The 21,600-nt window shown below is 62.5% G+C and carries 18 protein-coding genes and 1 pseudogene; 11 read left to right on the top strand and 8 right to left on the bottom strand.

Going from position 1 to position 21,600, the window contains the following annotated elements; all coding sequences use genetic code 11:
• The first annotated feature begins 141 nt into the window (after positions 1–141).
• The 5 genes from EL22_RS07675 to EL22_RS07655 all read left to right on the top strand — a co-directional run bounded on the left by EL22_RS07675 (position 142) and on the right by EL22_RS07655 (position 6,266).
• Positions 142–1,617, top strand: coding sequence for an extracellular solute-binding protein (locus EL22_RS07675; RefSeq protein WP_050050951.1), 1,476 nt, complete (start codon positions 142–144; stop codon positions 1,615–1,617).
• The gene (locus tag EL22_RS07670; protein WP_050050950.1) at positions 1,607–2,653 is read left to right on the top strand and encodes a carbohydrate ABC transporter permease; all 1,047 of its coding nucleotides are present in this window, start codon (positions 1,607–1,609) and stop codon (positions 2,651–2,653) included. The genes EL22_RS07675 and EL22_RS07670 overlap by 11 nt, the downstream gene beginning before the upstream one ends.
• A complete protein-coding gene (locus EL22_RS07665) occupies positions 2,653–3,759 on the top strand; it encodes a carbohydrate ABC transporter permease (RefSeq protein WP_050050949.1) in 1,107 nt (368 codons plus the stop codon). Before EL22_RS07670 ends, EL22_RS07665 begins: the two co-directional genes overlap by 1 nt.
• A gap of 9 nt (positions 3,760–3,768) precedes the next feature.
• Entirely contained in the window at positions 3,769–4,956 is a 1,188-nt protein-coding gene (locus EL22_RS07660; protein WP_050050948.1) for an ABC transporter ATP-binding protein, read from the top strand.
• 242 nt (positions 4,957–5,198) lie between these two features.
• Positions 5,199–6,266: a Gfo/Idh/MocA family protein gene (locus EL22_RS07655; protein ID WP_050050947.1), complete on the top strand. Its 1,068-nt coding sequence runs from the start codon at positions 5,199–5,201 to the stop codon at positions 6,264–6,266.
• Between the two features lie 92 nt (positions 6,267–6,358).
• Here EL22_RS07655 and EL22_RS07650 read toward each other — a convergent pair whose 3' ends face one another.
• Positions 6,359–6,670, bottom strand: a complete 312-nt coding sequence (locus EL22_RS07650; protein WP_050050946.1) for a HalOD1 output domain-containing protein — start codon at positions 6,668–6,670, stop codon at positions 6,359–6,361.
• 325 nt (positions 6,671–6,995) lie between these two features.
• On the opposite strand from EL22_RS07650, the gene EL22_RS07645 reads away from it, so the two are divergent.
• Positions 6,996–8,159, top strand: coding sequence for a tubulin/FtsZ family protein (locus EL22_RS07645; protein ID WP_050050945.1), 1,164 nt, complete (start codon positions 6,996–6,998; stop codon positions 8,157–8,159).
• Positions 8,160–8,218: 59 nt separating this feature from the next.
• Here EL22_RS07645 and EL22_RS07640 read toward each other — a convergent pair whose 3' ends face one another.
• The 3 genes and pseudogenes from EL22_RS07640 to EL22_RS07630 all read right to left on the bottom strand — a co-directional run bounded on the left by EL22_RS07640 (position 8,219) and on the right by EL22_RS07630 (position 11,648).
• Positions 8,219–8,917: a 6-hydroxymethylpterin diphosphokinase MptE-like protein gene (locus EL22_RS07640; protein WP_050050944.1), complete on the bottom strand. Its 699-nt coding sequence runs from the start codon at positions 8,915–8,917 to the stop codon at positions 8,219–8,221.
• Between the two features lie 430 nt (positions 8,918–9,347).
• Positions 9,348–10,226 (bottom strand): annotated as a pseudogene (gene folP, locus EL22_RS07635) (dihydropteroate synthase); the annotation flags it as partial.
• A 159-nt stretch (positions 10,227–10,385) separates the two neighbouring features.
• Positions 10,386–11,648 carry a Cdc6/Cdc18 family protein gene (locus EL22_RS07630; protein ID WP_050050942.1) on the bottom strand — a complete coding sequence of 421 codons (1,263 nt, stop codon included), beginning with the start codon at positions 11,646–11,648 and terminating at the stop codon, positions 10,386–10,388.
• A gap of 912 nt (positions 11,649–12,560) precedes the next feature.
• Between EL22_RS07630 and EL22_RS07625 the strand changes: the two genes are divergently transcribed.
• A complete protein-coding gene (locus EL22_RS07625) occupies positions 12,561–13,322 on the top strand; it encodes an RNA methyltransferase (RefSeq protein ID WP_050050941.1) in 762 nt (253 codons plus the stop codon).
• A 40-nt stretch (positions 13,323–13,362) separates the two neighbouring features.
• Here the strand turns inward: EL22_RS07625 and gatE are convergent, their stop codons facing one another.
• From gatE to btuC, 3 genes are read right to left on the bottom strand one after another with little or no spacing between them, the layout of a single operon-like run.
• A complete protein-coding gene (gene gatE, locus EL22_RS07620) occupies positions 13,363–15,285 on the bottom strand; it encodes a Glu-tRNA(Gln) amidotransferase subunit GatE (protein WP_050050940.1) in 1,923 nt (640 codons plus the stop codon).
• A gap of 36 nt (positions 15,286–15,321) precedes the next feature.
• Positions 15,322–16,704, bottom strand: coding sequence for a heme ABC transporter ATP-binding protein (locus EL22_RS07615; protein WP_050050939.1), 1,383 nt, complete (start codon positions 16,702–16,704; stop codon positions 15,322–15,324).
• Positions 16,701–17,831, bottom strand: coding sequence for a vitamin B12 ABC transporter permease BtuC (gene btuC, locus EL22_RS07610; protein ID WP_050050938.1), 1,131 nt, complete (start codon positions 17,829–17,831; stop codon positions 16,701–16,703). Before btuC ends, EL22_RS07615 begins: the two co-directional genes overlap by 4 nt.
• Before the next feature lie 61 nt (positions 17,832–17,892).
• On the opposite strand from btuC, the gene EL22_RS07605 reads away from it, so the two are divergent.
• The 4 genes from EL22_RS07605 (at position 17,893) to EL22_RS07590 (ending at position 20,855) form a co-directional block, all read left to right on the top strand.
• The gene (locus EL22_RS07605; RefSeq protein ID WP_050050937.1) at positions 17,893–19,035 is read left to right on the top strand and encodes a PGF-CTERM-anchored ABC transporter substrate-binding protein; all 1,143 of its coding nucleotides are present in this window, start codon (positions 17,893–17,895) and stop codon (positions 19,033–19,035) included.
• Between the two features lie 131 nt (positions 19,036–19,166).
• A complete protein-coding gene (gene srp19, locus EL22_RS07600) occupies positions 19,167–19,448 on the top strand; it encodes a signal recognition particle subunit SRP19 (protein ID WP_050051255.1) in 282 nt (93 codons plus the stop codon).
• The gene (locus EL22_RS07595) at positions 19,448–19,705 is read left to right on the top strand and encodes an H/ACA ribonucleoprotein complex subunit GAR1 (protein ID WP_050050936.1); all 258 of its coding nucleotides are present in this window, start codon (positions 19,448–19,450) and stop codon (positions 19,703–19,705) included. Before srp19 ends, EL22_RS07595 begins: the two co-directional genes overlap by 1 nt.
• A 115-nt stretch (positions 19,706–19,820) precedes the next feature.
• Positions 19,821–20,855 carry a presenilin family intramembrane aspartyl protease PSH gene (locus EL22_RS07590; RefSeq protein ID WP_050050935.1) on the top strand — a complete coding sequence of 345 codons (1,035 nt, stop codon included), beginning with the start codon at positions 19,821–19,823 and terminating at the stop codon, positions 20,853–20,855.
• Between the two features lie 31 nt (positions 20,856–20,886).
• Here EL22_RS07590 and EL22_RS07585 read toward each other — a convergent pair whose 3' ends face one another.
• Positions 20,887–21,540, bottom strand: coding sequence for a DUF6517 family protein (locus EL22_RS07585; protein WP_050050934.1), 654 nt, complete (start codon positions 21,538–21,540; stop codon positions 20,887–20,889).
• Positions 21,541–21,600 lie beyond the last annotated feature (60 nt).

Genomic DNA, 21,600 nt, shown 5'->3' with positions numbered 1-21,600 from the left:
TAGCGCAGCGATCGGCGCGGTGAGCGCGTCATCGACGAGACGTAAGCCGGTATTAGACGAGTGGCGAATCCGGACAGTCAGTCTTTATTACATCGTTGCCTGCGAAGGATTATACGGGAGAGGAGCCTCTATTGTGAAGCGATGGCCTCGAAGCCGACCCCCGATCGGTCCGCTCGTGGGATATCCCGTCGGACGTTCCTCAAAGTAGCGTCGGCGTCCGCGGGTGCGGGGAGCGTCGCCGTCGCCGGCTGCCTGGGACGGGCGCGCGAACCGGGAACGATCGTCATGTCCGGGGATACTGACTTCGAGAGCATCATGCACACCGAGGGGGACGCCCCGTCGGTTCAACAGGCGCTCTGGGACGCGGGCCTCGACGAAGACATCACAGTAGAGGTGCAGGCGGGGGTCGACGACTCCGCCCAGCGGATGCAATCATACCAGTCCGCGCTGCAGGCCGGTCGGTCGCCGCCGGATATCTTCATGATGGACAGCGGGTGGACGATCCCGTTTATCCTCAGAGAACAGACGACGCCGCTCGAGGAGACGATCACGCCGGATGTCCTCGCACGCGTCGAAGACGAGTACCTCGAGGCGGCTCTCGAGACGGCGCGCGATCCGAGAACCGACGTCCTCCACGCGCTCCCCCTGTTCCCGGATTTCGGCCTGATGCTGTACCGGCGAGATCTCATCGCGGACGCGGGATACGAGACGGACGGGTGGGCGACGGAGCCGCCGTCGTGGCGGGAGTTCTCCGAGGCGACTGCCGCCGCCCGCGAGGAGAGCGGCGCCGATTTCGGCTTCACGACGCAGGCAGCGGCCTACGAGGGACTCTCGTGTTGTACGTTCACGGAGGAGATGTCCACCTGGGGCGGCGGCTACTTCGGCGGCACCGAGAACCTGTTCACCGCCGGCGACCGCCCGATCACCGTCGAATCCGAGCCTGTGATCGATGCGATTCGAATGATGCGGACGTTCATCCGCGGATCCGACGACGAGTACGCCCTCGAGGGCTACCGGCAGATCTGTCCGTCGGCCATCGTCCAGTGGACCGAAGAGCAGTCCCTGAGTCCGTTCGCGAACGGGGACGCGATCGCCCACCGAAACTGGCCGTTCGCAGTCTCCCAGACGGGCGCGGAAAGCGCCTTCGGCGACGATCTGGGCGTCATGTCGATGCCGTACGCGGTCAGCGAGGACGACGCCGAGTTCGAGGGCGTCGGTGGGACCGCCGCCGGGTTAGGCGGATGGCACCTGACGCTCAATCCACACTCCGACCGGTTCGAACGAGCCGCAGACGTCCTCGAAGCATTTACGAGCGAGAACGTCATGCTCACCATCTTCGAGCAACTGGGGTATCTCCCGCCCGTACTCGAGTTACTCGAGCAGGCGAGCGCCGACCAGATCGGCCCCGTCGCGCGCTACACAGAACAGATACGGATGGCCGGAGAGAACGCGGTCCCGCGGCCGGTCACCGACCTCTGGCCGGAACAATCCGCGCTGATCGCCCAGGAGGTCAACGCAGCGTATCGAGCCGTAAAGCCACCGGACGAGGCCATGTCCGACTTAGCCGAGCGTCTCGAGGCGAGCGAAGCGAGCGTGGAGGGACAGCATGGCGACTGATACGGACACCGAAGAAGGGAAGTTGATCAGCGGCGGCGGTGACGAAGCCGAGTACGACCGAACCGGGAACCGGGTCACGAACTGGATGGAGGGGTTGAGTGAGGCGGCCTACGCCTACCTGCTACTGCTTCCGGCGTTCGCGCTGTTGTCGTTTATCGCCTTCTACCCGCTCCTTCGGACGTTCGTGATGTCGCTTCGGGCGAACCGGACGAGAGGCCAGGCCCCGCTGGGAGAGTTCGTCGGAATCGAGAACTACGTTGACATTCTGACCGGAAACGCGCGACTCGCGCGGCAGTTTCTCGACGTCTCGATCACGTCGTCGTTCCCGTTCGTCGAACTCGGGGTTCCGTTCTTGCAGCAGGCGATTTTCGTCACGCTCGCGTTCGCCGTCATCAGCGTCGTCCTCGAGACCGTGATCGGGTTCGGGCAGGCCTACGTCCTCGATCAGGACTTTCGCGGTCGGCGGTGGGTGCGGGTCGCGATCATCCTGCCGTGGGCCGTGCCGATCGTGATCCAGGGGATGATCTTCTTCCTGCTCTTTCAGCCGACGGTCGGCTTCGGAAGCGACCTCATGCAGTCGGTCGGACTGTTCGGCGCGACCCCGCTCGCGAATAGCCGCGACTCGTTCGTTATCATCCTCATCGCCGACATTTGGAAATCGTCGGCGTTCATGGCGCTGCTCATCCTCGCCGGACTCCAGAGCATCGATCGGAGCCTCTACGAGGTGGCGGAAGTCGCCGGAGCCTCGCCGTGGCAGCGGTTCAAGTTGATCACGCTCCCGCTGGTGGTTCCCGCGTTACTCGTCGCGATGTTGTTCCGGACGATGGACGCGATGCGTGTCTACGGGCTCATCGAGTCGACTGCGGGCTGTACGACGGTCCCGTCGCTGACCTGTTTGGTCGTCGAGGCGATGTTCGGCGGGACCCGCATCTACGCCACAGCAGCGGCCGTAGCGTTCGCGACGGCGCTGGTGATCGGACTGATCATCGGGGTGTACGTCGTCCTGTTCCGAGATACGGAAGGAGGTGTCTACTGATGACAGACGACGACTCGAGAGGCGCGACGAAACCGGAATCGAATCCGAAACGGATCGGCCGTGGGGCCACGAACGCGAACGTTCCGGGCGACGAGTCCGCGAACGCGAGTATCCCGGACGGCGGACAGGTAGACTCGACCGGCACAGGCCACGACTCCACGGCCGAATCTGCGGCGATCGACGGATCGGCTGACGAACCCCTGCGTCGCGGCCCCTTCCAACGGTGGGTCGACGAGTCGATTTCGAACCCGGGTCGTCTCTACAGGTCGCTGTTCTACGTGGTGACGATATTCTTCCTGCTGACGACGCTGTTCCCGTTCTACTGGCTCCTGATGGTCGCGCTGACGCCGGAGGGGCGCCAACAGGACATCTTCCTCACGCCGAACGGGTTCAATCCCGGCGCGTTCGTCGAGGTCTTCGAGGTCATCCCGTTTCACTGGTACATGTTCAACAGCTTCGTCATCGCGAGCGCATCGACCGTCGTAGTGCTCGTCATCGCGAGTCTCGCGGGCTACGCCTTCGGCCGACTCGAGTTCCCCGGAAAGGTGCCGCTGTTGTTGCTCGTGTTGGTCATCTCTTTTTTCCCGCCAGCGGCGTTTTTCATCCCGCTGAACGATCTGTTTAACACGCCCGTCGGCATCCTTCGCCCGATCACGGGCAACGGAACCCTCTACAACACGCCCGGCGCGATGGTCCTGCCGCTGTCGGCGATCTTCATGCCGCTGTCGATTTTTATCCTGACGACGTTTTACTCCCAGATACCGGAGGGCCTCGAGGACGCCGCACGAGTCGAGGGAACCACGCGATTGGGTGCACTGATCCGAGTCATCATCCCGCTTTCGGCACCCGGCGTCGCGACCGCGGGCGTATTGACCTTCATCGCCGTCTACAACGAGTTCTTCTTCTCGTTTCTGATGACCGACGGCCAGCCCCAGAACTGGGCGCCGATTCTCGAGGGGATACTTGCCTACCAGGGCCAGTACGAGGTGCTGTACCACCTGATGGCCGCCTCGAGCATCATCGGGGTCATTCCCGTCGCGATCCTGGTGATCGTCGCACAGGAGCGAATCGTCAGCGGACTCACCGCGGGCGCACTCAAAGAGTAAGAGACCACAATGGCACGAGTACGACTCGATAACGTCACGAAACGGTACGAAGACATCACCGCAGTAGACGAGATCTCGCTCGACATCGAGGACGGGGAGTTTCTCTGTCTCGTCGGCCCGTCGGGCTGTGGGAAATCGACGACGATGGAGACCGTCGCCGGCCTGACGAAACCGACCGACGGCTCGATCTACATCGGCGAGCGCGAGGTCACGAACCTCGCGCCGAAAGACAGGGGCGTCGCAATGGTGTTTCAGAACATCGCGCTGTTTCCCCACATGAACGTCTTCGAGAACATCTCCTTCGGGCTTCGTCTCAGAACCTACGACGACGAGGAGATCGAACGGCGCGTCTCGCAGGCTGCGGACATCGTCCAACTAACTGGTATGGAAGAACGGATGCCCAACGAGCTATCGGGCGGTCAGCGCCAGCGGGTCGCCATCGCTCGTGCCATCGTGCGGAATCCGGGCGTGTTTCTGATGGACGAGCCGCTTGCCAACCTCGACGCGAAGCTTCGGGTCCACATGCGAACCGAACTCCAGCGACTCCACCGCGAGTTACAGACGACGGTCATCTACGTCACGCACGATCAGGCGGAGGCGATGACGATGGCCGACCGGATCGCGGTCCTCGACGCCGGGCGACTCCAGCAGGTCGATCCGCCCTTGAGCTGTTATAACGAACCGGACAACCTGTTCGTCGCCGGTTTCATCGGCTCGCCCTCGATGAACTTCGTCGAGGGCGAACTCGTCGAAGACGGCCTCGAAACGCCGAATTTTCACGTCGCGTTCGATTCGTCTCGAGTACCCGATGTGGCCGTCGGCCGCGAGGTGACATTCGGAGTCCGTCCGGAAGACGTCCACCTCTCCGCGAGTTCGGATGCCGTTTCCAGACCGACCGAGGCGATCTCGGCCCGGACCGACGTCATCGAACCGATGGGTGACGAAGTGTTCGTTTACCTGTTGCTCTCGGATACCGTCGACCGCGGTATGGACCGAGATCCAGCATCGTCGCCGGACCAGTTACTGATGAGTCTACCCGCCGACACGCAGATCACGGACGACCAGCAGGTCGAGGTCGTCTTCGACGCCGCGAGAATCCACCTGTTCGATACTGAAACGGGAACGGCACTCACACACGGAATCCCCGAAGCCGACGGGGCGGCCGAAGGGGGAACGATGACCGAGGCAGACGGGTGATAGACCGTATTTCTACACCGATGGGGTTCGGACGACCGCGTGCTTTTTCACCGGCGATCCCCGAAATTCGTCCGGCACAGATCGTTACTGTTCGTTCGGTCCAAACCCTCGATGGTCTTTCGATGAAAATCGGCGATGGACCAAAGACCACAGAGGTACTACGTTCGGTACCGTCGGCCAATCGGTGCGTACGCAATCGTCGGCACGCTCGAGACGCACCCGAACAGGGCTGATCCGTCCACATGACTCCCGATCGAAGCGACATCAAAACCGGAATCGTCGGACTCGGAAACATCGGCCAGTACCACGCCGAGCGATTGCTCGAGCTCGAGGTTCCGCTGATCGGCGGGATGGACGTCTCCCCGGAAGCCAGAGAGCGCTTCGAGGGTCGCTACGGTGTGGACGTGTACGATAACTACGAAGCCCTCTACGAGGAGGCAGACGCCGTCATCATCACGACGCCGAACAAGTTTCACGAACAGTACGCAGTCGCGGCCCTGGAGGCGGACCTTCACGTTCTGCTCGAGAAGCCACTCGCCCACACGCTCGCCAGTGCCGAGCGAATCGCCGCGGCAGCGGCCGGCTCCGCGGGCGTCTCGATGGTGGGGTTCAACAATCGCTTTGCAAACACCGTCCAGATCGTGAAAAACCGGATCGATCGCGGCGAGTTGGGAACCGTCACGCACGTCGAGGCGAACTACGTTCGCAGGCGAGGCATTCCGGGTCGAGGATCGTGGTTCACCCGGCGCTCGATCGCGGGCGGCGGCGCGCTCATCGATCTGGGCGTACACGCGATCGACCTCTCGATGTACCTCCTCGAGCACCCCCCGGTTGCCGAAGTAACTGGCGTCTCTCGCGGCGAGTTTGGCTCTCGCGACGAGTACGCCTACCTCGATATGTGGGGGACCGGTTCCGGGTCGAACGAGTTCGACGTCGACGACTCCGCGAGCGCGTTCGTACGCTGTCTCTCGAATCGGTCGATCTCGCTGGAGGTCGCCTGGGCGACGAATCGACCCGAAAACCACGAGTTCGTCGTTCGAGGGACCGACGCGGCCGCCAGATTCGATCTGCTCGAGAACGAATTGACGTTCCACGCCGCGAGTTCGACCGGTCCGGACCACCTCGAAGACACGTCGATAACGACGCGGCAAAACGACACCCACACCGACGAACAGGTCGCGTTCTTCGACGCGATCGCGACCGGCGACGATCGCGAGAACAGCGTCGACGAGGCGCTCGTAGTCCAGCGGATCGTCGACGCGATCTATCGCTCGAGCGATCAGGAACGCACGGTGTCGCTTTCGAACTGAGAAATCCATCCGAAGGCCCGGGTTAGTCGGCGTGTGATAGAAGTTCAGCAAGCCGCGTATCGGCACGGGGAGACAGAGGATGTCGATCAGCGTCAGTTTCCGACCGAATTAACCGTCCCGTTAGAGGAGGTCGTCTCCGAAACGCTGACCTGACCGTCGCCGTAGACGACGATGTCGTATCCCTCGTAGACGAACGAGACGCGCGTTTCGGAGTCGCTGGTGTCCGTCGGGTGGGCGAACAAGAGGTCGAGCGCTTCGGGGTCGACCACGGAGTAAAGCGGTTCGTAGGCGGGCGGTCGCAAATCGATCACATCGATGCCCTCGGCGTTTGCGACGGCTTCGATGATGGCTTGGCTCGGGGGAAGCTGCCGACCGACCGGGGAAGTGTCTGTCGGATAGACCATACCCTATGCTAACTTTTGACAAGGTATAAGTTTGCTGGTTGTTTTCGCGCGAATACGACGTTGTATCCCCGGTAGAGAGGTCAATTCTGTCACACGTATCGCCGGGTACGTTGTCGATTCGGTCGCGATTCGTCTCCGATCGAGGGGTGGTTTGGCCTCGGTACGTTCACGAATCGATGAGAGTATTGATCGATTGACTGTCTTTTCATCGATCGTATGTTGCCCATAACAATACTCGAGATTCCGGATCTCTCGAGCGTGGAAACCGGTCTCGGCCCGATCGGAGCGTGTCCGATCGAGCGCGAAGAACGGCCACAATCGCAATATGAAACTCGCACTCATCGGCTTCGGACAGGCAGGCGGGAAAGTTGTCGACGAGTTCCTGTCGTACGAGCGGACGATCGACGGGAACTTCGTCGAATCGGCGATCGCAGTCAACTCCGCGACCGCGGACCTACACGGACTCGAGGAGATTCCGACGGAGCATCGAGTCCTCATCGGGCAGACGCGGGTCAAAGGACACGGCGTCGGCGCGGACAACGAACTCGGAGCGACGGTCACCGAAGAGGACATCGACGAGATACAGGGCGCCGTCGACCGAGTTCCGGTTCACGAAATCGACGCGTTTCTGATCGTCGCGGGGATGGGCGGCGGCACCGGTTCGGGCGGTGCGCCTGTCCTCGCGAAGCACCTCAAACGGATTTACTCCGAACCCGTGTACGGACTGGGGATCCTCCCGGCGACCGACGAGGGCGGGATCTACACGCTCAATGCCGCCCGGTCGTTCCAGACGTTCGTTCGCGAGGTCGACAACTTGCTCGTCTTCGACAACGACGCCTGGCGACAGACCGGCGAATCGGTTCGCACCGGCTACGGAGAGATAAACCGCGAAATCGCAGAGCGGTTCGGACTGCTCTTCGCCGCAGGAGAGGTAGAGGAGGGCGACCACGTTGCCGAGAGCGTGGTCGACTCCTCGGAGATCATCAACACGCTGTCTGGCGGCGGCGTCTCGACCGTCGGCTACGCTCGAGAGACCGTCGAGAACGCAAACGACGGGCTCATCTCCAGGTTCCGGGATGGGGATTCGCCCGACGAACTGTCGGCGACGAGCCGGATGACGAGTCTGATTCGCAAGGCAGCACTCGGCCGCCTGACGCTCCCCTGTGATATCGCGAGTGCCGAACGCGGACTCGCGGTCGCGACCGGTCCACCCGCCCACCTCAATCGAAAGGGAATCGAACGCGGACGCACGTGGCTCGAGGAGGAGACCGGTAGCATGGAAATCCGCGGCGGCGATTACCCGCTCGTCGGCGAACGCGAGGTCGGCTCGATCGTATTGCTCACCGGCGTGACGTCGGTGCCGCGGATCGAGACGCTCCAGCAGGTCGCGATCGACGCGAAAAATCGTACCGCGGACGTCCAGGCACAGAGCCAGGAACAGTTCTCGTCGCTGATGGATACCGGCGGAGAGATCGACGCGCTCTTTTGAGCGGCGATCGGTCCGTACGCACCTCGGCGGACTAGTACGCTACTTCGACAACGACATCGTCATTCGAGACCAACCGCGCTCGTGTCAATTGACTCTCGGTGTCCGTCGAGAACGGAAAAACGCTCGTTTCGGCGCTGCTCGAGCGCTACGAGGAGAGCAATCGCCCAGTGGAGTTTTTTGGCTTTCATCGGGTCGACTGACGGATCGTCGAAATCCCAGCCGACGAACTCGAGGCTGTGAGCGCCGAGCGCATCGGCGAGAAACGCCGCTCGATCCCCGTCCGTGAAGCCGCCAAAATTGCGAACGTGGCCGGACGGTTTGGCCTGAGTCGTCGGTAACACGTACTCGAGTCGACACCGCGGAACGACCTCGCGTACCGCCGGAATATTGTCCCCGTGTGCGTGAACGGCGACCGGCGTCCCGCGCTCGGTCAACCGAACGACCGTCTCCGGGTTCTTATCGAGATCGGTCACCATGCAGTCGACGGCGATATCGTGCGCTTCGAGAACGTCGACGGCGGTCGATGCACCGAATACGATGTCGCACGCTCGTGCGCGCTCGAGAGCCGCCCGCGACTCGAGGGACGGCCCCGCGCCCGCGATCGCAACCGTCGCGTCGCGAACCACGCCGAGTTTCCCGAGATCGAACGGATCGGTTCGCGCCGCGAGCGTCTCTCGTGCGCGTTCGTCGGCCGTTCGGTCGAAACCGAAATCCGCCAGAATCGCCTCGTAAATGGGTTCGAATTCGTTGTATTCCATAGGGTACTGAGTGACGAGCGTTTCCAGTGTGATCGGTTCGAGACGCGGCCGTCACTGGTTACAGTTGCCACTTCGGAGCGTAGGACCACAATAATTCCGTGTTGTGGGCCGGGGGTCGCCTCCTAAGTACCCCTACCCGGGAGGCCGCCCGGCGTCCACTCCCCTCTTTCGAATCCTCCGGCATAAGCTTTCTCTTACCGCCATGGTGACTCGAAGACGACATTTTCCGACACGATACTGTCGTTTTCATAGCGCAGAACGCCTGAACGTAACGAACTATAATTCGTGGTGAGGGGAGTACGGATCGACGCGGGATCGTGGGCCGGTGCGTTAGTTTATCGTCCGTGATCGTGTGTCCGTCTGTCGTTCGTGGATCGTGTGTCCGTCTGTCGTCCGTGATCGTCCGTCAGTCTGACTCGGCCGATGGACCACCACCGTCTCGAGTTGGTCGATCGGCGAACGCCGATCCGATTCGCGCAGCGTCGCGGGTTTCGGCCACGTCGTGGGTTCGAACGATATCCGCGCCGCGCTCGATAGCCATCGCGGTCGCCGCGAGACTCGCCGGGAGTCGATCCGCAGTGTCGCGACCTGCGATCTCTCCGAGGAAGTTCTTCCGATTGATCGAGATCAGCATCGGCCGCTCGAGCGCGCGAAACTCCGACAGCCGGCGGAACGTCTCCTGATCGTGTTCGACCGTCTTGGCCTCGCTCCAGCCGCCGAACGCCGGATCGACGATCGTCTTGTCCGTGAAACCGTTCTGTTTGAGCGCCTCGTAGATCATGTCGACGTAGTCTGCGGAGTCCGCCCACGCCGTGGATCGACGACTCGACCAGTCAGTTTCCTCGACCGCGCCCGGCCGCTGTAAGTCGGGCGGACTGGCCATCTTGACCACGGCGGCGTCGTGCTCTCGACAGACGGTCGGCATCTTCGGATCGGCGAACCCGCAGATGTCGTTTACCATGTCGAACCCTCGAGAGAGCGCCTCGTCCGCGACGGCTGCGTACCGCGTTTCGATCGAAAACACCGCGTCGCCGGCGACGTTGTCGATCGTCTCGAGGGCGACGTGAAGCCGCTCGAGTTCCTCCTCGGCCGTGAGGACGTCGAACCGTTTGTTCGCCGACTCGAGACCGATATCGACGATGTCTGCTCCTTCGTCGATCAACGCCTCGTCGACGTAGGCGGCCGCTTCGACCGGATCGTCGTACACGCTCGGATCGTAGGGCGATTCCTCGCTGACGTTCAGAACGCCCATGATCCGCGTTGGGTGCTCGTCGCCGATACCCACTCCAACGGCGTCGACGCTGTTCATACCTACAGTGAGGACGGAAGACAAAAAGGTATCGCGGTACCGGCCGATTCGGTCCGAACGGTATCGCCGAGCGGCCAGGCGTGGGACTTCTGTGGAATATTGCTCCTCCGAAATGAGAATCCTCCGAAGAGCGTCGCTGACCGGAATCGTTCGGAGGGGTTACCTCCCGGAGGGCGTCTCCTGTGTCTCGGTATCCGCGTTTTCGTCGAGCAGTGCAAGCCGGGAATCTCGCAGGAGCACCTTCTCGACGATCGACGGATTCTCGAGCAGTCGGTGTTTCGCGTGCGCGCCGCGACCGCGGCCGCGGCCGGTTCGCTCGGACTGGATCACGTTGAGGAAGTTCTGTTCCTGCAGGATTTCCTGGACGCGTCGTTCCGAGAGGATGTCGAAATCGAGGCGTCGCGCCAGTTCCTTGTACTGGTTGTAGATTATCTTCGTCGGGAACTCCTTCTGGGAACTGTTCTGGGTCAATACCGTCAGCGCGTACAGGATCGCTTTCGCCTGCTGGGGTGACCCTTCGATCAGTTCGTTGAACCGGTCGGCTTCGGTCTTCTCTTTCGCCTCGCGGACGTTTTCGGCGGTGACCCGCGCGTCGTTTTGTTTCTTCGCGAGCCGACCCGCGTTTCGAAGAATGTCGATCGCCTTTCGCGCGTCGCCGTGTTCCTGGGCCGCGAGCGCGGAGGTCAGCGGAATCACGTCGTCCTCGAGCACGCTGTCGTGGAAGGCGTCCTGACGTTTCTCGAGGATCTCAATCAGTTGGTTCGCATCGTAGGGCGAAAAGACGAGTTCGTCTCGCGAGAGACTGGACTTGACCCGCTCGGAGAGGTGATCGGGGAAATCGATCTTGTTCGAGATGCCGACAATCCCGATCGCCGCGTCCGAAATTCGTCGGTTTTCGCCGGCCCGCGAGAGCTTTCGGAGGATCTCGTCGTCCTCAAGCATATCGATTTCGTCGAGGATAACGATCGTTACGTCGGTACAGTGATCGATCGTCTGCCAGAGTCGCTTGTAGTAGTCCCCGGTTCCGAGCCCGCGGTCTGGAACCGTGATACCGCTGTTATCGGGCTCGTTGATGATCTGGGCGATCGTTTTGACGACCGACGCTTCGGTGTTTTGCTCGCCACAGTCGATGAAGGCGTACTTGACCGTGACGCCGTCGCGTTCGGCCTCGGTAATCACTCGCTGGGTGACGGATCGCGAGATGAGCGATTTCCCGGTACCCGTCTTCCCGAAGATAAACAGGTGGTTTGGCTCGCTCCCGAACACCGCCGGATTGAGTGCGTCGGCGACCCGCTGCATCTGCTCGTCTCGTCCGACGATCCGATCAGGTCCCGGAAGGTGCGTGATCTCAAGCAAACGCTCGTCGGCGAAGATCGGATCGTCGTAGCGAAAGAGCGGGTCCCGGTCATCGTTGGAGGACATTCCAATACTGCGGGAATACTAATTGGGATAAGATAAACCCATAGGGTTGCCTCGCGTGTGTAAATGTTATATGCAACCCTTCGTTAGGTCCCAAATGTAGATAATTAGGCCATCTCGGGAGAGTTGCTTCTATCGCGTTTCTATGTCTCTCCGTGTCGTGCCGTAGGTTGTCTCCATCGACACCCCCACACCAGTGTCGCGCGTGTAACTGTGTTGATGGATGGATGCGAGAACGGAAGGGCGAGAACACAGGTGAGTATTCGAGAGAGCTTCGAGATTGACCACCGTGGTAACAACGTGACAATGCCAACTGGTCCCAAACTAAAGCGATGAACGGGAAAATCAACGCTCGAGCAGGTGAGACAGCCACTCGAGCGATAGCTGGACTCGAGATTGTGCAACGAGGGGACACACACCCCCGTCGCGTTTGTAACGCCAAATGTGGGGGTGGGGGTAGTAGAGACCCCCCGAATCTGGCGCTTTACCCTCATTCTATAGACATATTTACATCCGCGACAGAGGTGTGTTCCAAAACAGAACCCCCACACACATTCGCCGTTACAAACGCGATGCAGGTGTGTCCCCCCTCAAAGTAGTCACACAAAACAGCCACACAGAACAGAACGGCTCACAAATTGATGCCTCAAAGGCAAAACGGACCAATATCTCTAGAATAGTTCCATCCGTAGAACAGTATCTCCCATCAACTCATTCCGATACGTTGCACAGCTCCGCTGGATTGCACACCGCACGCTCTAGTGCTGTTTACTAGGCTAGTTTACCTAGACTAGCCTAGGTAGTTGACAACAGTTAGTAGTAGTATGTATGTTAGCAACTCTCTACTTCGATTATTCCCACTTCGATCTTCGCTCCGAACAGACTTCTTTTCCCTGTCCACGAATAGCCGAGTACATGGACACGCGGGATCCGCCTGCCGTCGCCGTCGTCGACGCTGAGACACCGGGGAACGTGGGCACCATCGCTCGAGCGATGAAGAACTTCGGTTTCGAGGACTTACTGCTGGTCGATCCGCCGGAACTCGATCCGGACGGCGAAGCGTACGGGTTCGCTGGACACGCTCGAGACGACATCTTGCCCAACGCAACTGAGCTCTCGTTCGACGATCTTGTGGAGAACTACCACACGATCGGGTGTACGGCCGTCACGAACGAGGACGACGAACACCACGTTCGGTTTCCGTACTCGACGCCCGCCGAACTCGCCGAACGGTTGCCCACCGTCGACGCCCCCACGGTTCTCGTCTTCGGTCGCGAACGCGTCGGCCTCACGAACGAGGAGCTGAGCCGAATCGACGAGATATGTTCGATCCCCGCGAGCGCCGAGTACCCTGCGCTCAACCTCGGACAGGCGGCGACGATCACGCTCTACGAACTCCGCTCGCTCGCGCTCGCCGATGGCGACACGCAACTCCCGGACAAAACGCGCGTTCGCGCACCGGAACCGCTGCTCGAGCGACTCTACGATCAGTGGGGCGACCTGCTCGCCGAACTAAACCATCCCGAGGAGAAACGCGAGAAGACGATGCGGATGATCCGCCGCGTGTACGGCAGAGCCGATCCGACGGAAGGAGAAGTCAACACGTTTCTCGGATTGCTGCGACGGGCGACCGAGCGGCCCGACCTGCAGGAATCGGACGAGCGTTCGGATCGATAACGAGCACGATCGTTCAGACCCGTTACCGGGTAGAGCCCGATCAGGCTCGCTTCTGAATTTCTTCGCGGAGCAGTTCGCTCACGAGGTCGCCGTCCGCCTTTCCGCGGAGCGCGCCCATACACTCGCCCATCAATCCGGAGAAGGCCTGCATACCCTCTTGTTCGACCTGATCCTCGTTTCGCTCGACGACTTCGACGATCGTTTCCCGAACCTCGTCCTCGCCGGCGGATCCGAGTCCCGCGTCCTCTGCGGCAGCCGCCGGCGACTGGTCGGGCTCTTTCGCGAGCACCGAGAGCAGATCCGGGATCCCCTCGTTCGGTAGCTCCCCACTCTCGGCCATCTCGAGTACGCCCTCGAGATGATCGTCGGTCAACTGATCGACCGGCACGTCGTCGCGTCTGAGTTCGGTCAGCGTCGACTCGAGGGTCGTCGCGGCCAGCGTCGGATCGATGCCATCGGACGAGTCCGACGAGCCGCCGCTCGCGTCACTCGCGGAAACGCCGTCTGCCACCACTTCTTCGAAGAAGGGCATGTGGGTTCCGTAGGCGACCTGCTCGGCCAGCCCCTCGCCGAGGCCGTACTCCTCTTGGTAGCGTTCGACTTTCTCGGTCAGGAGCTCTGGCTCGGGGACGTCGCTCGGGTCAGGTTCGACCGGCGGAACGTCAGTTTCGGGGTACATCCGCGCGGCGCCGGGCAGCGGACGGAGGTACCGGGTCGTCCCGTCGTCGTTCGCCCCGCGAGTCTCCTCGGGGACGCCCTCGAGTGCGGTCCGAGCGCGGTCCGCGACGGCCTCGATGGCCGATTCCGCGACGGCCGTCTCGGCGGCGACGATGGCGACGGCATCGTTCTCTCCGGCGCCGACCGCATCCCGAAGCGACTCGATTTCCGCTTCGGTCACGCCGTAGGCCGGGAGCTCGTCGGTGTGGAAGATCCCGCCCGCCCCGTGGCGTTTGGCGTGATCCGAGAATTCGGTTCCGAGCCGGCGATCGGGCGCGATTTCGCGTCCGACGATACCGTCGAATCCGTACAGCGGAACGGCAGTTACCGATCCGCCGGCCGAAAGCGCGCCGCCGATCACGCCGCTGTCCGTCCCTTCGAAGACCTCCGTCACGGTCTGTGTCTCGCCAACGTCCGCATCCCGCTCGTCGAGTTCGTCGACAATTTCGACGAGCTTCGCCTGTCGCCGGACCTCGTTGCGGACGATGTCGTCGATGTCGTCGAGGCTCTGGACGCCCTTGATCTCGACGCGCGCACCGTCCTCGATGGAGACGTTGACGTCCTGGCGGATCGTTCCGAGTCCGCGCTTTACTTTCCCCGTCGAGCGGAGCAACATCCCGATTCGTTCCGCTGCCTCGAGCGCCTGCTCTGGCGAACGAATGTCCGGACTGGTGCCGATTTCGACCAGCGGAATCCCGAGCCGATCGAGACTGTAGGTGACGCCGTCGTCCGTCTCCTCGACGCGCTGGGCGCTCTCTTCCTCGAGCAGGAGGTCCTCGATTCCGACCGCGCCGTCGCTCGTCTCGATCTCTCCGCCGGTCGCGATCAGCGTCGAGCGCTGGAAGCCCGACGTGTTCGATCCGTCGACGACGATCTTTCGCATGACGTGGGCCTGATCGACCGGATTCATGTCCATCAGCTGGGCCACCTCGAGCGTGGTCTCGAGAGCCTCGTCGTCCAGTCGATGTGGGGGCTCGTCGTCGGCTTCGACGAGACACGTCGAGTCGTAGGCGAGGTAGGTAAACTCGCGTTCGACCATGCTCTCCTCGACGGCGGCGTCGTCGAGTTCGCCGAGTTCGCTGCGCGTCGGATGGAGGTAGCGGGTGAACTGACGCGTTGTGTCTTCGGGTTCGCGAATCGCTGTCGGGCACTCACAGAACAGCTTCGTCGCCGTATCGAGTTGCTGGTGAATCTCGAGTCCGGCGACGAGTCCGAGTGCTTCGTAGTCGTACTCGTCCTCAGTCATTGTCGGTCACTGGGTGTCCGACGGGTAAAAAACCGTTCAGTTCGTCCGGGCCGTTCCGGTCGTCGAGTTCGTCGACCCCGTGTCCTCTTTTTCAGGATCGATCGACTCGTCGTGTTTCGCGACCGCCCACGAAACGGCCTCGAGGACGCCCGCCGAATCCGCCTCGCGTGCGCGCGAACAACACTCATCATACAGTCGCCTCGCCTCGTCGCCGGCGAAGTGTCGGTCCTCGAACGGCCGCGTCTCGACGACGACGAGCGGCGTTCCGGCCGGTAGTTTCTCGAGAAGGAGTTGGTTCCCCGAACTCACCGTGACATCGGCGAGGACCACCGCGTCGCTGGCGGTCACAGCCGCTTCGAACGCCGCGATATCACTCTCTGAGACCGAATCGAACGGTGGCACTTCGATTCGGTCTCTCTCGAGCCGGCGCGCTGTTTCCGCCGCGATATCCCCGCTCGGAATCGGGCCGAGAGAGGTTCGAACGCCCGCGTTGTGCAACCGCGCGAGCACGCCCGTCGCCGCCGACCCGGAGCCGAGGATGTGGACGCGATCGGGAGTTTCAGGGGGAATCGAGGGTTCGGAACCGGCCGCTTCGCCGTCGTCACGAGCGGAACTCTCAGTGGCGGGAAGCGCCGTAACCGTCTCGGTTCCGGTAACCGGATTCTCGGTGACGGCTGCGTTCGAATCGAACACGTCCGAGAGCGTGTCCGCGGAGAGCACGTCCGCCGGCGATCCCGTTCGGCGAACCCCGCCGTCGGCGAGCATCACCAGTCGGTCACAGTATCGCGCCGCCAGATCCAGATCGTGGATGGCCGCACAGACCGCCCGGCCGCTCTCGACCAGCTCCCGAACCAACTCGAGGGTCTCGATCTGATGGTTGATGTCGAGACTCCCCGTCGGTTCGTCGAGCAAGAGCGCGGGCGTTTCCTGTGCGACGGCTCTGGCGAGGACGACGCGCTGGCGCTGTCCGCCGCTGATCTCGTCGATCGGCCGATCCGCGAGCGCCTCGGTTCGGGTCCGCTCGAGGGCTCGATCGATCGCGTCCCGATCCGCCTGCGTCGGCGGCGAGAACCGCGACCGGTGCGGATATCGCCCCATCTCGACGACATCGCGGACGGAAAATGAAAACGAGAGGCTCGTGTCCTGCGGGACGACGGAGACGAGCCGACTCGAGGCCCGGGACGACACGTCGTGAATATCGACGTCGTCGATCGTGACTCGTCCGGTATCGGGCTCGAGCGCGCCGCTTATCGCACGTAATAACGTCGTTTTGCCGGCCCCGTTCGGCCCGACGAGTCCGACGAATTCGCCAGATTCGATGGTGAGCGAGACGTTCTCGAGAACGCTCACGTCGCCGAACGAGAGATCGACGCGTTCGACGGCGATCGGACCGGAAGCGGCGTCCTCACTGTCGGTCATACCGAATGCACCTCGCGTCGGGTGAGCAAGAACAGGAAAAACGGTGCGCCAAGCGCCGCGGTGACGATGCCGACGGGGACGACGGGCATTCCGAATTCGATTCCGAGCGGCAGCGACACCGAGTCCAGTCGCGCGATCGTATCCGTTGCGACGAGAAAGGAGCCGCCGGCGAGCGTACTCGTTGGGAGCAAGATTCGGTGATCGGGGCCGACGAGCAGTCGCATGATGTGCGGGACGACCAACCCGACGAAGCCGATGACGCCCGCGACCGCGACTCCCGCCGCCGTGACGATGCTCGCGAGCGCGAGCAAGAGTAACTTCGTTCGCTCGACGTTGACGCCGAGGTGCTGTGCGTCCTCCTCGCCGAGCAGGAGGACGTTCATCTCTCGAGTGAAGCCGCCGAGGATGAGGACGCCGACGAGCGTGACCGGCAGCGCGAACCCGACGTCGCCCCAGGAACTGTTCTGGAGGTGGCCCATCATCCACACGGTCGCTTCCCGCAGGTCGTCGCCGCTGTAGACGAGCATGTAGGAGATGGCCGCGCCGAGAAACGCCTGCACGGCGATCCCCGCCAGCAGCAGCGTCGCGACGGGGGTCCGCCCGCCGTCGGTCGCGATCGCGTAGACCAGAAAGGCGGTTCCGAGCGCGCCGACGAACGCGGCGAAGTGCAGACCGCCGAACGGAATCAGCGCGGGAAACGCGATCGCCGCGACCGCGCCCGCGGCCGCTCCCGAGGAGACGCCGATTATGGAGGGGTCGGCCAGCGGGTTCCGGAAGAACCCCTGCATCACGGTTCCGGCGGCCGCAAGCGCGAACCCGACCGTCGCGGCCAGCGCGATCCGGGGAAGGCGAAGCGTTTCGACGATGACCTGGTCCGTCGTCGCGATGTCGAACGAAAAGACGCTCGCATACGTTGGGTCAGGGAACGGAATCGACCCACCGACCAGCGGCACGGCGGCGCGTTCGATCTCGACGCCCGCGGGAATGACTATCGCGTTGAGAATCGCCTTCGCGACGATCTGCGGTTCGATCCAGACCGATCCGAGTCCCGCGCTGACGATGACGACCGCGACGAGGAGACTCCCCAAGCCGGCCGACCAGGACACGGTCCGGACCGATCGTTTCATCGACACCAACCACGGTTGGAGTAGCCAAATATTTGTTGAAGTACCGTGGATACACAGCCGAATGCAACGGAAACTGGCAGTATTATTGACCATTACGCTCGTTACCTCGGGGTTCGCGCCACTGGCCGCGGCCGATGTATCCGCGGAAGCCGACCCGAACGAGCGGTTGGGGGCGACCAGTGCGACAGACGCGCAGTGTGAGTTCCCCGCAGAGTTTACCGACGCGACGGGCGAGACGATCTCGCTCGAGCAAGCGCCCGAGTCTGTCGTCGCGCTCCAGCCGAGCGACGCGCAGACGATGTTCGAAATCGGTGCCGAGGATCGACTGACCGGAATGCCCGATACGCCGGCGACTGCCGACCTCGAGATGGGGGACAGAACGGCCGTTATGAACGCGGAGTACGAGGTCCGCTACGAACAACTCGTCGCGCTCGATCCCGACCTCGTCCTCGTGGCGAACGCAACGCTCGACGAGGACATTGCGAAACTTCGCGAGACCGGACTCGACATCTACGTCTTCGGCGAAGGCAACTCGATTGAGGACGTTCAGGAGAACGTCCTCACCACCGGCGAACTGGTCGGCGAGTGCGACGGCGCGGTGCAGACGGTCGAGTGGATGGACGAACGCATCGACCTGCTCGAGAACGCGACGGCCGACGACGCCGAGGATCGACCGCTCGCGTTCTACGACATGCGCAAGGGCTATACTACCGGGACGAACTCCTTCCAGCACGAGGTGCTCACCACTGCCGGCGTCGAGAACATCGCCGAGCGAGTCGGTCTCGAAATATCGTGGGGCGAAATCGACCCGGAACGGATCGTTGCGGAAGACCCCGACTGGATCATACACCCCACCGGTTCGGAGGACGAGTATCCGTTCACTTCGGGGGTTGAGAACACGACGGCCTACGCTGAGGGGAACGTGATGGCCGTCGACGACAACGCGATGAGCCAACCCGCCCCGCGGGTCGTCTTCGCGATCGAAGAGATCGTCCAGAACGTCTACCCGGACGCCTACGCCGAAATCGAGGCGGACCTGACGGAAGTCGACGAGGAACAACGGGTGTACGACCCCGGCGAAGCCAGTAACTCGAGCGACGACGGCGACGACTCGACTGCCGGCGAACCGATTCCCGGATTCGGCGTTCCGATCGCTGTCGCGGCCATACTCGCGGCGAGCGCGTTCGCGCTCCGCCGACGCTGAGAACTCGATCGGGAGTTCGACCGTCCTCGCGCTCGAGGCTCGCTACTGATCTTTGATTTGTACCGGGTCGATTCACAGCCCGCCGACAGCCGATGAAAAGGGTTTACTCGCCGGCCTTCGCAGGGATGGACATGGTCGAAAACGTCATTTGGCCCGCCTATCTCGATTCGACTTGCTCCCGGGCCGACGGACGCCGGGTTCCCGAGGATCTCGCCGTCGACGAGCCGACGGTCGACGAAATCGCGAAGGCCGTCCAGCAGATCGGCTACGACGCGATCGTCGAGCGCGATAAGTCATACTCGAGAGCGCCCTGGGACGAGCGGGGCCGAGTCGTCGTCCGCGGCGCGGAGGACTCGACGAAGAACGATCTGGTACAGGCCGTGGCGGCCTACGTCGTCGCCATGCGCGAGTGATGCAGCGAGTTGGTCAGGTCGTCCGAATCGCACAGGGACTGCTCGTCCTCAGACCGGACGACGAATCTGCGGGCGTACTCGGAGAACGCGACGACGTCGACGACGCGATCGGTACGATTGTCCTCGACGACAACCTGTCGGAGGTTGGTCGCGTCGTCGACGTGTTCGGTCCCGTCGACCGGCCGTACTACGCGGTGACGCCCGACGATGGCGTCCATCAGCCGTCGCTGGTTGGGGCCACGCTCTACGCGCGCTGATCGCTGCGGTCCGTTCTCGGATGTCCCGATCTAAAACACCGGCCTCGAGGGACGACCCGTCGAACGGTTCCGAGAGAGGAAAACACAGATACCGGAGGGGTTCGAACGGCCGGATATGAACCAACGGGCACGAATGGTCCTCGCCGTCGGAATGACGGTCCTGCTGTTTCTCACCGTTCAGTTCGGTGCACTGGCACTAGTAGAGCCGTTTTACGACGCCGACCGACAGGCCGTCGACGATCCCACGGATCCGACCAACAGCGCAATCTATTTCGCTGTTATCCTCGTCGCCACGGGAATCATGCTGGCGGCGTTCAAGTACGACGCCGAACGCCTGATTCGCGGGCTGATAATCGCCGTGAGCGGGATGCTCGCGTATTACGTCTTCACCGAGGTGATCCCTCCGGCGGTTTCCGTCGGATCAGTGAACGCGCTCGCGCTCACCGCCGCCGCCGGCGTCGCCGGCGCGCTCTTGGTCTATCCGGAGTGGTACGTCATCGACATCGCCGGGGTAGTGATGGCCGCCGGCGCTGGCGGACTGTTCGGTATCAGCTTCGGGTTGCTCCCGGCGATCCTGTTTCTCGCTGTACTGGCCATATACGACGCGATCAGCGTCTACAAAACCGAACACATGCTCGACCTCGCCGACGGCGTGATGGAGCTCAACATCCCCGTGATCTTCATCATCCCGACGAGTCTCCCCTACTCCTACCTCGCCGAGGGCAGCACCGACGGCGTTCTCGAGGACGACTCGAGCACGACGGACGGATCGGGCCACGGCTCGAGTGCCGCCGACAGCCAGACCGGTGCGGATACCTCGAGTGACGCGGCCAGTTCGGACGACGGCCAAGAAAGCGGACGTGACGCCCTCTTCATCGGCCTTGGCGATGCCGTCATTCCGACGATTCTGGTCGCGAGCGCCGCGTTCTTCCTCGAGGGGGGAGCGATCGACGTGCCGGGGATCGCGTTGAACGTCCCGGCGCTCGGAGCGATACTCGGCACTACTGCGGGTCTTCTCGTACTGATGTACATGGTGACGAAAGGGCGAGCACACGCCGGCTTACCCCTTCTCAACGGCGGCGCGATCGGCGGCTATCTCGTTGGCGCTCTCGTAAGCGGGATTCCGATTTTGACCGCACTCGGACTGTAAGTCCCGCTCGAGGGCCTCCCTTATTCTGCAGTTAGTCACTCTCGCTCTCGTGTTCGACGCCCTCGATCAACGTGTCGATGCGGTCGGCTTCGTCCGGGATATCCTGCGGATAGACGCCTGCAAAAATCAGATGGTCGTCGCGGTGATCGGGCTGGCTAACGTCGACGAACACGTCGACGTTCTCGTCGTCCTCGAGCGTCGCTTCGCCCTCGAAGGTCGCTATCGAGACCGTCTGTGAGACGGCCTCGAGTTCCCGGGTAGCGACTTCCGCGTCGCTCGCTACCGAAAGCTCCCCGTATCGATCCTGTAGATCCGCGAGGAGTTCGTCGTGGTCCATCTCCCCGACCGGGTTGTAGCTCTCGCCGACCACCTCGACTTTCGGCGTCGAAATCGCGCCGAACACACCGGCCCTGATCTCTCCCATTCCGAGGACCGAGAGATCGATCGTTCGGCTGTACTCGTTCGCGTAACTCGTCACCTCCACCGTCTCGGTCGCGAACGATTCCTCGTCGGTCCACCGGTCAGTCTCGTCGTGTTCGTAGTCGGTCGACTCGAGCGCGGCGTCCGAAACGGTGGCGGGGGCCGCCTCGTAGGTCGTCAAATCCTCGAGAAAGTCACCGATACACCCCGCGGTGAGTCCCGCGCCACCGACGCCGACTGTCGCGATGAACGCGCGGCGGTTCATACGCTCGAGGCACTTGCAGTGGCAGTAAAAGTATCGTGTGCCCTCCCGAATCCGGCGCGC

It is taken from the genome of Halostagnicola sp. A56, from assembly GCF_000691505.1.
GTDB lineage: Archaea > Halobacteriota > Halobacteria > Halobacteriales > Natrialbaceae > Halostagnicola.
Note: the sequence above shows the minus strand (reverse complement) of the source record. Positions and strands in the feature narration are given on the sequence as shown.